Genomic DNA, 13,156 nt, shown 5'->3' with positions numbered 1-13,156 from the left:
TAGAGTTCACATCCCGATCCTGGTTCCCTCTTTCGTTCCGCATGACCGCTCCCACTGCCGCCGTCCCCCTCCGGCAGGACGCCCGCACCATCGGCCTCATCGGCCTGGCGCACGGCTCCTCGCACTTCTTCCACCTGATGCTGCCGCCGCTGTTCCCGCTGTTCATCCGCGACTTCGGGCTCAGCTACGCCGAACTGGGGCTGCTGGTCTCCACGTTCTTCGTGATCTCGGGCGTCGGCCAGGCGCTGTCCGGCTTCCTGGTGGACCGCATCGGCGCCCGCCCGATCCTCTTCGCCGCGCTGGGCTGCTTCGCGCTCGGGGCCGTGGCCACCGCCACCGCGAACGGGTACGCCGGGCTGTTCGTGGGCGCTTCGCTCGCGGGCCTCGGCAACGCGCCGTTCCACCCGGTCGACTTCACCATCCTGAACAAGCGCGTCTCGCAGCCCCGGCTGGGCCACGCGTTCTCGGTGCACGGGATCAGCGGCAACCTCGGCTGGGCCGTCGCGCCCGTCTTCCTGCTGGGCCTGACGAACCTGACCGGGTCGTGGCGCATCGCCTCGGCGAGCATGGCCGCCTACGCGCTGATCGTGATCGCGATCCTGTGGTTCAACCGCGATGCCATCGACGACAAGGCGGGTGCCTGGGCCCATGAGACGGCCAAGGGTCCGGCGGCCCGCGCCGTGGTGGCGGAACATCCGCTCGCGTTCCTGCGCCTGCCGTCCGTGTGGCTGTGCTTCTCGTTCTTCTTCTTCTCGACCGCGGCGCTGAGCGCGATCCAGAGCTTCGCGAGCCCGGCGCTCGAGGGCATGTACGGCCTGCCGCTCACGGCCACGGCCTTCGTCGTGACCGGCTACATGCTGTTCGGGGCGGCCGGCATGGTCGTCGGCGGGTTCCTCGCGGCGGGGGCCGAGCGGCTCGAGAAGATCATCGGCGCCTGCCTGCTGGCCTCGGCCGTGCTGCTGGCGGTGGTGGGCACCGGCTGGCTGCCGGGCATGGTGGCCGCGGCCCTCGCGGCCATCGCCGGCTTCGGCACCGGCCTGGCCGGCCCGTCGCGCGACATGCTGATCAAGCAGGCCGCGCCGCCCGGAGCCACGGGCCGCGTCTACGGCACGGTGTACTCGGGCCTCGACCTCGGGTTCGCGCTCGCGGCCCCGATCTTCGGCTCGCTGCTGGACCACGGGCAGTCGAACGGCGTGTTCTACGGCTCGGCGCTGGCGCTGGCGCTCGGCGTGCTGTCGGCCTCGATGGTCGGGGCCGGCGTGGCCCGCTCGCGCGGGGTGCTGAAAGCGGCTTAAAGTCGCCGCATGACCCAGCCCACGCCTTCCCCCCGCCTGGCCGGGCACGCGCTCGTCGAAGCCCTGGTCGCCCAGGGTGTCGACACCGTGTTCGGTGTCCCCGGTGAAAGTTTCCTGGCCGTGCTCGACGGCTTCCACGAACACCGCGACCACATCCGCTTCATCGGTTGCCGGCAGGAGGGTGGGGCGGCCTTCATGGCCGAGGCCCAGGGCAAGCTCACCGGGCGCCCGGGCATCTGCTTCGTGACACGCGGGCCGGGTGCCACCAACGCCAGCATCGGGCTGCACACCGCCTTCCAGGACAGCACACCGATGGTGCTGTTCATCGGCCAGGTCGCCAGCGACCAGCGCGACCGCGAGGCCTTCCAGGAACTCGACTACCGCCAGGTGTTCGGCCCCGGCACCCTCGGCTTCGCCAAGTGGGTGGGCGAGGTGCAGGACGCCGACCGCCTGCCCGAGTACGTCTCGCGTGCGTTCCACACCGCGATGCAGGGCCGTCCCGGCCCCGTGGTGCTGGTGCTGCCGGAGGACATGCTGACGCAGATGACGGCCTCGCCGGTGCTGCCGCGCGTGGAGCCGGCCACCGCCTGGCCGGCGCCGGGCGCGCTGCGCGACGTGCGGGCGATGCTGCTCGCCTCCGAACGACCCTTCGTGATCGCCGGCGGGGCGGGGTGGGACGCCCAGGCCTGCCAGGCGCTGCAGCGCTTCGCCGAGAACTGGCAGCTGCCGGTGGGCTGTGCCTTCCGCTTCCAGGACCTCTTCGACAACCGCCACCCGAACTACGCGGGTGACGTGGGCATCGGCATCAACCCGAAGCTCGCCGAACGCATCCGCTCGGCCGACCTCGTGCTGGCCGTGGGGCCGCGCCTGGGCGAGATGACCACCGGCGGCTACACGCTGCTGCAAGCACCGCGTCCGGCGCAGAAACTGATCCACGTGCATTCGGGCGCCGAGGAACTGGGCCGCGTCTATGCCGCCGACCTGCTGCTGAACGCGTCGATGCAGAACGCCGCGAAGGCGCTGGAGTCGCTCACGGCGCCGGTGTCGCTGCCGTGGACGGCGTGGACCGCCGCGGCCCAGGCCGACTACGTCGCGAACCACGAGACCCATGCGGTCGAGCCGCTCGACATGGCCGTCGTGATGAAGACGGTGCAGCGGCTCGCACCCGAGGACACGGTCTACACGAACGGTGCCGGCAACTACTCGGGCTGGTTGCACCGCTTCGTGAAGTACCCCGGGCTGCAGCTCCACGGCCGCACGCAGCTCGCGCCCACGGCCGGGGCAATGGGGTACGGCGTGCCGGCGGCGGTCGCGGCTTCGCTGCTGTATCCGCACCGCACGGTGGTCAACGTCGCCGGCGACGGCGACTTCCTGATGACGGGCCAGGAGCTCGCCACCGCCACGGGCTACGGCGCCACGCGCCTGATCAGCATCGTGGTGGACAACGGCACCTACGGCACGATCCGCATGCACCAGGAGCGCGAATATCCTGGGCGGGTGAGTGGCAGCGACCTGTTCAACCCCGACTTCGCGACGCTCGCGCGGGCCTACGGCTGGCGGGCGGAGACGCTGTCGACCACCGCGGCCTTCGAGCCGGCCTTCGCCGCCGCGCTGGCGAGCGGGAAGCCCACGCTGCTGCACCTGCGCCTGGACGCGGACGTCAGCACGAGCCGCACCACGCTGACGGCGCTGCGCCAGGCCGCCGAGGCACGGCAGGAGAAATGAACGGGGGTTTGGTGAGTTTGGAAGGCGCGGTATGATCTTTTGAGGAGCGGGTATCCGGCTCCTCGGTTCGAGAATCGAACCCTGGGTATGTACCCGATTCTTCGTGGAGGCCCGCCTTGATTCCCCATCTCGACGATCACGACACGCGCATCCTGGCCGAACTGCAGCGCGACGCCCGCCTGTCGATGGCCGAGCTGGGCCGCCGGGTGCAGCTCAGCCAGCCCGGGGTCACCGAACGCGTGCGCAAGCTCGAATCCGCGGGGGTCATCACGGGCTACACGGCCAAGGTGGACCTCGGCAAGCTCGGGTACGGCATCCGTGCGCTGCTGCGGCTGGGGCGGGCGGAATCGGCGCGGGTGACGAAGGTGGTGCAGCAGACCCCCGAGGTGGTCAATGCCTACAATGTCGCCGGGCAGGACAACTGGCTGCTCGAGATCGCGGTGATGGACGTGGCCCACCTCGATGCCGTGATCTCGAAGTTCGGCCAGCTGACCGAAGTGTCCACCGCCGTCATCCTGCACCCGGTGCGCGAGCACCAGCCCATGCTGCCCGTGCCGCGGGATGATCCCCGAACGATCATCAGGAAAGTCTCCCTCGCATGACCACGACCTTCGCGACCTGCGACTTCTGCGACACCCACAAGGGCAGCACCGACGACACCTTCCGCGTGCTGCCCCCGGTGTTCCACGACTACGGCCAGCGCCGCAAGTTCCACGGACAGGTCGTCACGGTCAAGTGCTTCGAGGACAACACCCACGTCAAGGCGCTGCTCGAATCCCCCGGTGACGGCCGCGTGCTGGTCGTCGACGGCGGCGGCTCGCTGCGCCGCGCGCTGGTCGGCGGCAACATCGGCGCGGCCGCCGCGAAGAACGGCTGGGCCGGTGTCGTGGTCGACGGCTGCGTGCGCGATGCCGCGGAGCTGGCCGTGTGCGACGTGGGCATCCGCGCGCTCGCGCTGATCCCGCTGCCCACCGAACGCCGCAACGAAGGCCAGCGCGACGTGGCCGTGAAGGTGCAGGGCGTGTGGGTGCGCCCGGGCGACTGGCTCTACGCCGACGAGGACGGCATCGTCGTTTCGGCCCAGGCGCTGACCTGACCCCGGTGCTGGCTCACCTGGCGAGCCTGGCGCACGCCAGAATCCGGGCATGACCCCGTCCATCCAGCCCGGCCTGCTGGTGCTCCACGGCAACCGCTCCGAGTTGCTGCGCGACGCCCTGTTCGAGTGGATCCAGCGCCAGCCGCTGGGCCCGCTCGAGGAGGAGGTGTTCCTCGTGCAGAGCAACGGCGTGGCCGAGTGGCTCAAGATGGCGCTCGCCGAGCGGCTGGGCGTGTGCGCGGCCACCCGAGTGGAACTGCCCGCGCGGTTCATGTGGCGCACCTTCCGGCAGGCCCTGGGACGCGATGCGGTGCCGCCGGTCTCGCCCCTCGACAAGGCCGCGCTCACGTGGCGGCTGATGGCGCACGTGCCCACGCTGCTGTCCCGGCCGGGGTACGAGCCGCTCGCGCGGTTCCTGCACGGCGACGACGTGGTGCGGCGCCTGCAGCTGTGCCAGCGCCTGGCCGACCTCTTCGACCAGTACCAGGTCTACCGAAGCGACTGGCTCGACACCTGGGCGGCGGGCCGCGACGTGCTGCCGAACCCGGGCGCGCCCGACCGGCCCGTGCCCGACGACCAGCGCTGGCAGCCGCTGCTGTGGCGCGAGGTGCTGGGCCTGCTGAGCCCGTCCGAGCGATCGGGCACACGCCCCCAGCTGCACCGGCGCTTCGTCTCGGCGATGGAAAACGGCACACCGGTGTCCCCGGTGGCGCGCCGCGTGGTGCTGTTCGGCATGTCGCACGTGCCGCTGCAGACCATGGAGGCACTGGCCGCGCTGTCGACGCACGCCCAGGTGCTGCTGGCCGTGCCCAACCCGTGCCGTTTCCACTGGGCCGACATCCTCCAGGGCCGCGATGCGCTGCGCCCGTCGCGCGGCCGCCATCCGCTGCGCGGGGGCCGCGACCTCGCCGCCATCCCGCTGGAAGACATGCACCTGCACGGCCACCCGCTGCTGGCCGCGTGGGGCCGGCAGGGTGGTGACTTCATCCGCCAGCTCGACGCCTTCGACGACGCCGCGGCCCGCGCCCGGTTCGCCATTCCCCGCGTCGACCTGTTCGACGAGGAGGATGGCTCCACGCTGCTGGCCCAGGTGCAGAACCGCATCCGCGACCTCGTGCCCATCGCGGAACACCCGCCGGTGGCGGCGAGGGCGGACGACCGCTCGATCGTCTTCCACGTCACCCACAGCGGCCAGCGCGAGGTGGAGGTGCTGCACGACCAACTGCTCGCGTTGCTCGCCACACCGGGTGGAACGCCACAAGAGCGGCCGCTGCACCCGCGCGACATCGTCGTGATGGTGCCCGACGTCGAGACCCTCGCACCCGCGATCCGGGCCGTGTTCGGCCAGTACGCCCGCTCGGACGCGCGGTACATCCCGTTCGACATCGCCGACGTGAACGACCGCGGCACGAACCCGCTGGTGGTGGCCGTCGACTGGCTGATGCGGTTGCCGCAGGAGCGCTGCCGGCTCAACGACGTGCGCGACCTGCTCGACGTGCCGGCCATCGCGAACCGCTTCGGCATCCAGGACACCGACCTGCCGCAGCTCACCGCGTGGATCGCCGGCTCGGGCGTGCGCTGGGGCCTCAACGAGGCCCAGCGCGCCGACCTGGGCCTGGAAGCCTGCGGCGAGCAGAACACCTGGCTCTTCGGCCTGCGCCGCATGCTGCTCGGTTATGCCAGCGGCATGGTGGCCGGCGCGGCGTTCGACGGCATCGAGCCGTACGCCGAGGTGGGCGGGCTCGACGCGTCGCTCGCCGGGTCGCTCGCGGCCATGGTGGACGCGCTGACGCACTGGTGGCAGCAGGCCGTGGTGCCCGTGCCGCCGGCCGAGTGGGCCGAGCGCGTGCGCGCTCTGCTGGTGGCCCTGGTCAAGCCCGCCGACGAACGCGACCGGGTCACGCTCGCCACGCTGGACGATGCGCTGCGCCGCTGGCTGGAGGCCTGCGACACGGCCGCGTTCGAGGAGCGCGTGCCGCTGGCCGCCATGCGCGAGGCCTGGCTGTCCGGCGTCGACGAACCGGGCCTCGGCCGTCGCTTCCTCGGCGGCGGGGTCACGTTCTGCACGCTGATGCCCATGCGCTCCATCCCGTTCGAGGTGGTGTGCCTGCTCGGCATGAACGACGGCGACTACCCGCGCTCCACGTCCCGCAGCGACTTCGACCTGATGGGCCTGCCAGGCCAGACGCGCCCCGGCGACCGCTCGCGGCGCGACGACGACCGCCAGCTGATGCTCGAGGCCGTGCTCAGCGCGCGGCGGCTGCTCTACATCAGCTGGACCGGCCGCAACGTGCGCGACAACAGCGAACGGCCGCCGTCGGTGCTGGTCTCGCAGTTCCGCGACTACCTCGCGGCGGGCTGGACCGGCGACGTGCTGCACGCCCGCACCACCGAACACCCCCTGCAGCCGTTCAGCCGCCGCTACTTCGAGGGCGGGGCGCTGTTCACGCACGCCCGCGAGTGGCGGGCCGCACACGACGGCCGCGAGGCCGCCGAGGCCTTCGCGCCGGTCGACGTCGACACCGACACGCCGTTGTCCGTCGCCAACCTCGTCGCGTTCCTGCGCCAGCCGGTGCGCGAGTTCTTCCGCCGGCGGCTGCAGGTGGTGTTCAGCGACGGCGACGCGGTGCCCGAGGACGAAGAAACCTTCTCGCTGAACGCGCTGCAGGAGTACCAGCTCGTCGACGAACTCATCGCGGACCCGGACACCGGCGACGTGGCCGCCACGCTGGCCACGCGCGCCGAGGCGCTGCGGCGCGCGGGTCGCCTGCCCATCGGCGCTTTAGGTGCGCGCCGGCAGGGCGAGCTGGTGGCCGGCGTGGCGCCCATGCTCGAACGCTGGGCCGAGGTGCGCGCGGCGTACCCGCGCCCGGCGCCGAAGGTGCCGGTGCACCACGCGCACCGCGGCGTCGTGCTGGAGGACTGGCTCGACGGCCTCGTCACCGACGGCGACCGCACCGTGTGGCTGGAGCTGACCCCGGGCCGGGTGTCGAGCAAGAAGGGCGTGCGCCAGGAGCGGCTGCTGTCGGCCTGGGTGCGTGCGCTGGTGGCCGGCTCCATCCGCGCGCCGGTGGGCGGTGTGCTCGTCGCGCGCGACGCCACCGTGGTGGTCGAGCCCGTCGCGCCCGACGAGGCCCGGGCGCTGCTCGACGAACTGATCGATGTCTGGCGCGAGGGCATGGCCCAGCCGCTGCCGGTGGCCGCGAAGACGGCGCTGGCGTTCGTGGCCGACGCCACCCGCGCAGCGGCCGTCTACGACGGCGGGCGGCTGCCCGGCGAGTCCGCGGACGCCTGCCTGTCGCGCCTGTGGCCCGAGTTCGAGTCGCTGGTGGCGGACGGCCGCTTCGCCGCGCTGGCGGAGCAGCTCTACGGCCCGGTGGCGCGTTGGATCGAAGGCGCCGTGAAGGTCATGCCGCACGGCAGTGGCGACGCGGAGGAGGACGGCGATGAGTGAGCCGCTCGACGCCCTCTCGCTGCCGCTGTGGGGCAGCCGCCTGATCGAGGCCAGCGCCGGCACCGGCAAGACGTGGACCATCGCGGCGCTGTACCTGCGCCTGGTGCTGGGCCATGGGGAGGAGGGCGAGGCCCATGCGAGGGCCCTCGTGCCGTCCGAGATCCTCGTGCTGACCTTCACCCGCGCGGCCACGCGCGAGCTGTCCGACCGCATCCGCGCCCGGCTGCTGGAGGCGGCGCGGGTGTTCCGCGGCGACGCCGAGGCGTCGGACGGTCTCCTCACCCAACTGCTGGCCGCCCACGACGGCGCGGCCCGCCCGGCCGCCGCGTGGCGCCTGGCTGCCGCGGCGGAGAGCATGGACGACGCGGCCGTGTTCACCATCGACGCCTGGTGCCAGCGCATGCTGCGCGAACACGCGTTCGACAGCGGCAGCCTGTTCGACGAGGAACTGGTGCCCGACGACGGCGTGTTGCGCGACGAGGCCGTGCGTGACTACTGGCGGCAGCACTTCTATCGGCTCTCGCCCGATCAGCTCGACGTGGCGCTGTCGGTGTGGAAGGACGTGGACGCGCTGCGCGCCGACATGCGGGCGCTGCTGCCGCAGGTGGCGCGCGCGGAGACCGGCGAGCCGCTGGCGGTGGTGGTGGACCGCGAGGCGGGCCGCTTCCGTGAGGTGCTTGCCGGCGTGCAGGGCCGGGTGACGGAGATGCGCGAATGGCTCGAGGCGCACTACGCGGCCGGGCACTTCGTGAAAAGCAAGTTCCAGCCGCGCTGGTTCAACCCCAACCTCGACACGCTGGCCGCCGGTGCAGGCAGCCCCGCGGCGCTGCGCAAGGACCTGGGCGACAAGGGCTGCGAACGGCTCACGCCCACGTTCCTCGCCGAGGTGTGGACCGGACCTGCACCGCTCGACCTTCCTCCGGGTTTCGAAGCCTTCGCCGAATTGATGGCACTGCCGGACTGGGCCGCCCCGCTGCGACTGCACGCGGCGTCACACGTCGCGGCGCGCCTGCAGGACCTCAAGCGCCAGTCCGGCCGCTTCGGCTTCCAGGACATGCTGGACCGGCTCGACACCGCGCTGGCCGGCCCGAACGGCGAGCGCCTGCGCGAGCGCATCGTCGCGCAGTACCCGGTCGCGCTGATCGACGAGTTCCAGGACACGTCGCCGGTGCAGTACCGCATCTTCGACCGCCTGTACCGCACCGCGGCCAACGACCCGGCCACGGCGCTGCTGCTGATCGGCGACCCGAAGCAGTCCATCTATGGCTTCCGCGGCGCCGACATCCACAGCTACCTCGCGGCCCGGCGGGCGACCGAGGGGCGGCACTACGTGCTCGACACCAACCACCGTTCCACGGGCGCGCTGGTGTCGGCCGTGAACCACCTGTTCGACATCGCCGAGCAGCGGCCCGGCGCGGGCGCGTTCCTGCTGCGTGCGGGCGGCGACGACCCGCTGCCGTTCCTGTCCGTGAAGGCGAAGGGCCGCGCCGAGCACCTGCGCACGGCCGGCGGCGAGGTGCCGGCGGTCACGCTGTGCGTGGACGGCGAGCTGCTCGACGCCCAATCGATCCAGCGCCGCTTCGCCGCCGCCTGTGCCGAACGCATCGTCGGTTGGCTGAACGACCCCGAGACCGGTTTCGAAGGGGGCGAGCTGGGCTTCCAGCGCCTGCGCCCGGCCGACATCGCGGTGCTGGTGCGCAAGGGCGACGAGGCCGACGCCGTGCGGCGCGAGCTGCGGCGGCGCCACGTGGCGTCGGTGTTCCTGTCCGACCGTGACTCGGTGTTCGCGAGCCCCGAAGCGCGCGACCTGCTGCGGTGGCTGCATGCGGTGATGTCGCCGCTCGACGCCCGCCTCGTGCGGGCCGCGTTCGCCAGCGACACCTTCGCCCGCTCGCTCGCCGAACTCGCCGAGCTGGCCGACGACGACGCCGTGTTCGACGCCCAGACCGAGGCGCTGCGGGCACTGCACCGCACCTGGCTGAGCCAGGGCGTGCTGACGATGCTGCGGCAGACGTTGCACGTGCTGTCGCTGCCGGCGCGCTGGCTCGCGGCGCCGGAAGGCGAACGCCGTCTCACGAACTACCTGCACCTCGCCGAGCTGCTGCAGTCGGCCAGCAGCCACCTCGACAACGAACACGCGCTGGTGCGCTGGCTCGCCGACCGCATCGCCGACGACGCCGAAGGGGCGGAGGACCAGATCGTGCGGCTCGAAAGCGATGCCGACCTGGTCAAGGTCGTCACCGTGCACAAGTCCAAGGGCCTCGAGTACCCGGTGGTGCTGCTGCCGTTCGCGACGCTCGCGCGCCTGCCGTCGTCGCGCGGGCATGCGGTGGTGTCGGTGATGGGCGTGGAGGGCCGCGAGCTGCACCTCGATCCGTCGGCCGAGGTGATGGACCTCGCCGACCGCGAGCGGCTGCAGGAGGACCTGCGCCTGCTGTACGTCGCGCTCACGCGGGCGCGGCATGCGCTGTGGGTGGGCGTGGCCGCGCCGAAGTCGGGCAAGGCGTGTGTCGTGCACCGCAGCGCGCTCGGGCACGTGCTGGTGGGGGCCACGGCGGTCACCGAGGACGGGGTCGCGATGGCCGTCGAGCACGTGGTGTCGGGCCACGGCGAGATCGTCGCCGAGCGCCTCGACCCCGCGGCCGAACGCACGCGGCTGCGCCGACACGACGAGCCGCCGCCGCTGCGCGATGCACCGGCGTATGCCGGGAAGTTCGAGCGGCGCTGGTCGGTGTCGAGCTTCTCGGGGCTCGTGCGCCACATCGGCGCGGCGCCGCTGCCCGCGCTGGCCGGTGTCGTGCGGGAAGACGAGGTGCTGGCCCTGTCGGAGGACGACGCCGCGCCGCTGCCGGCCGCGGCCACGCGGCCATGGCACACCTTCCCGCGCGGCGCGATGCCCGGCAACTTCCTGCACGACCAGCTCGAATGGCTGGCCGACGAGCAGTTCGGCCTCGCGCGGTCGGAGGTGCTGCGCGAGCGCCTGCGCAAGCGCTGCGACCGCCAGGGGTGGGGCCACCGTGCCGACGACGTGCTGGAGTGGCTGGGCGACGTGGTGTCGCAGCCGCTGCCGCCGCTGGGCGTGGCGCTCGACGGCATCGAACAGCGCCTGCCCGAGATGGAATTCTGGTTCCCGAGCGAGGCGCTGCCCACGGCCGAGGTCGACCGGCTGTGCCAGCTGCACCTGCTGAACGGCGCGCCGCGCCCGCCGCTGCCCGAGCGCGAGCTGCGCGGCCTGCTGATGGGGTTCGCCGACCTCGTGTTCTTCCACGGCGGCAAGTACTGGGTGCTCGACTACAAGTCGAACGCGCTGGGCCCGCGCGACGGTGACTACACCGCGGCCGCGCTGCAGGCCTCGATGGCCGAGCACCGCTACGACGTGCAGGCGGCGCTGTACATGCTCGCGCTGCACCGGCTGCTCGCGGTGCGCCTCGGCGAGACTTACGACCCCGGGTTGCACCTCGGCGGCGCCGTCTACCTGTACCTGCGCGGCGTGCACGGCCCGGCCGGCGGCTGCTGCCACGTGCCGGCAGACCGCGTGTTCCTCGACGCGCTCGACGCCGCTTTCGGGAGTGCACGATGACCCCCGGCATCCAGATGGACGCGTTCGACGACCTGTTGCCGCCGGAGCGTCGGCCGCCGCTGTCGGGCGCGGAGGCGCTCGAGGAACTGCACCGCTGGGCCGACGCGGGCTGGATCCGCCACCTCGACCACATGTTCGCGCGCTTCGTCGCCGAGCTCTCGCCGCACGATCCCGCGCCGGTGCTGATGGCGGCGGCGCTGCTCGTGCACATGGAAGGGCGCGGGCACACGTGCCTCGTGATCGACGACGGCATCGCGAAGGTGGCCGACCTGCTGGGCTGGACCGGCACGCAGGCCGAAGCCTGGGAAGCGGTCGCCGCACGCCTGCCGCGAACGGCTGCGGACTGGCTCGACGCGCTGCGCCACAGCCCCGTGGTGGGCGAGGGGTCCGGTGGCAGCGAACCGCTGGTGCTGTCCGCGGGGCGGCTCTACCTGCGCCGCTACTGGGTCGACGAACAGCGCGTGGCCACGCAGGTGTCGCGCCGGGTGTCCCACCATGCGCCGGTCGACGAGGCCGTGGCCCGCCGCTGGCTCGACGCGCTGTTCCCGCCCGACGACACCTTCGACTGGCAGAAGTTCGCGTGTGCCGTGGCGCTGCGCTCGCGCCTGTCGGTCATCACCGGCGGCCCGGGCACGGGCAAGACGTACACCGCGGCCCGCCTGCTCGCGCTGCTGTGGGCCGTGGACCCGGCGCCCGCGCGGCTGCGCATCGCACTCGCGGCGCCCACGGGCAAGGCGGCGGCGCGGCTGAAGCAGTCGATCTCCAGTGCGCTCATCGAACTGCAGGGGCGGGTGGGGGACTCGCTCGCGCTGTCCGAGTGGGTGGGGCACCTCGAGTCGGCCCGCACGCTGCACTCGCTGCTGGGCGCACGCCCGGGCACGCGCCGGCTGCAGCACGACGCGGCCCATCCGCTCGACGTGGACGTGCTGCTGGTCGACGAGGCGTCGATGGTGCACCTCGAGATGATGGCGTCGCTGCTCGACGCGCTGCCGCCGCACGCGCGCATCGTGCTGCTGGGCGACAAGGACCAGTTGGCCTCGGTGGAGGCCGGCGCCGTGCTGGGTGACCTCTGCCGCGGCGCGGAGCAGGGGCGCTACGACGCCGAGACGTTGCGGTACGCCGAGGCCGTGACGGGCCAGGTCCTGCCGCCGGCGTTCGCCACGGGCGGCCCGCCGCTCGCGCAGCAGACGGTGATGCTGCGCCGCAGCCGCCGCTTCGACGGCGCCATCGGCCAGCTCGCGCTCGCGGTCAACGACGGCGACGCGGCCCGCGCGTCGGCGCTGCTGCGCGACCGCGCCCACGCGGCCGAACTCGGCTGGCCCGCGGATCCCTCGGCCACCGTGGCCGTGCGGCTGGCCGTCGACGGCTACCGCGGCTGTTTCGAGGCCGTGCGCGACGGCGCCGACCCCATCACCGTGCTGACCGCGTTCGATCGCTTCCGCCTGCTGTGCGCGGTGCGCGACGGCGCGTGGGGCGTGGTGGACCTCAACGCGGCGGTGCAGCGTGCGCTGGCCGATGCCGGGCTGCTGCGCCCGTCGGGCGAGTGGTACGAGGGCCGGCCGGTGATGGTGACCCGCAACATCGCCGGCAGCGGCGTGTTCAACGGCGACATCGGCATCGCGCTGCGCGTTCCCGGGGGGGCGCTGCGCGTGCACTTCCTGGAGGGCGACACCGTGCGGTCGGTGGGCGTGAGCCGCCTCGCCGACGTCGAGACCGCGTTCGCGATGACGGTGCACAAGTCCCAGGGCTCCGAGTTCGAGCACACCGTGCTCGTGCTGCCCGAGGCACCCAGCCGGGTGCTGACGCGGGAGCTGGTCTACACGGGCATCACGCGGGCGCGCAAGCGCTTCACGCTGGTGAGCGGGCGGGAGCGGGCGTTCGCGGAGGCGCTGGCGGAGCGGACGCAGCGGTTCAGCGGCTTGCTCGACGTGCTGGCCGAAGCGGTGACCTGAACCCTCGCTTTCCTCATATCGTCCGGCGCATCGGTTCGTTCCTCGCTCGCGCCC

The 13,156-nt window shown here is 72.7% G+C and carries 7 protein-coding genes; all 7 read left to right on the top strand.

Going from position 1 to position 13,156, the window contains the following annotated elements; translation table 11 throughout:
• Nucleotides 1-41: 41 nt before the first annotated feature.
• Nucleotides 42-1,295, top strand: coding sequence for an MFS transporter (locus tag A4W93_RS15670; protein ID WP_085751491.1), 1,254 nt, complete (start codon nucleotides 42-44; stop codon nucleotides 1,293-1,295).
• Nucleotides 1,296-1,304: 9 nt separating this feature from the next.
• A complete protein-coding gene (locus A4W93_RS15665) occupies nucleotides 1,305-3,020 on the top strand; it encodes a thiamine pyrophosphate-binding protein (RefSeq protein ID WP_085751490.1) in 1,716 nt (571 codons plus the stop codon).
• 116 nt (nucleotides 3,021-3,136) lie between these two features.
• Complete coding sequence (locus tag A4W93_RS15660; protein ID WP_085751489.1) at nucleotides 3,137-3,622, top strand: Lrp/AsnC family transcriptional regulator; 486 nt, start codon at nucleotides 3,137-3,139, stop codon at nucleotides 3,620-3,622.
• Nucleotides 3,619-4,116 (top strand): ribonuclease E activity regulator RraA, encoded by a 498-nt coding sequence (gene rraA / locus A4W93_RS15655; RefSeq protein WP_085751488.1) that lies wholly within the window; start codon nucleotides 3,619-3,621, stop codon nucleotides 4,114-4,116. The genes A4W93_RS15660 and rraA overlap by 4 nt, the downstream gene beginning before the upstream one ends.
• A gap of 49 nt (nucleotides 4,117-4,165) precedes the next feature.
• The gene (gene recC / locus A4W93_RS15650) at nucleotides 4,166-7,570 is read left to right on the top strand and encodes an exodeoxyribonuclease V subunit gamma (protein ID WP_085751487.1); all 3,405 of its coding nucleotides are present in this window, start codon (nucleotides 4,166-4,168) and stop codon (nucleotides 7,568-7,570) included.
• A complete protein-coding gene (recB, locus tag A4W93_RS15645; protein WP_085751486.1) occupies nucleotides 7,563-11,150 on the top strand; it encodes an exodeoxyribonuclease V subunit beta in 3,588 nt (1,195 codons plus the stop codon). The genes recC and recB overlap by 8 nt, the downstream gene beginning before the upstream one ends.
• Nucleotides 11,147-13,102, top strand: coding sequence for an exodeoxyribonuclease V subunit alpha (gene recD, locus A4W93_RS15640; protein ID WP_099959917.1), 1,956 nt, complete (start codon nucleotides 11,147-11,149; stop codon nucleotides 13,100-13,102). Before recB ends, recD begins: the two co-directional genes overlap by 4 nt.
• The last annotated feature ends 54 nt before the right edge of the window (nucleotides 13,103-13,156 follow it).

This window comes from Piscinibacter gummiphilus, from assembly GCF_002116905.1.
Taxonomy (GTDB): Bacteria; Pseudomonadota; Gammaproteobacteria; order Burkholderiales; family Burkholderiaceae_C; genus Rhizobacter; species Rhizobacter gummiphilus.
This window is presented reverse-complemented; position numbering and strand designations above follow the sequence as displayed.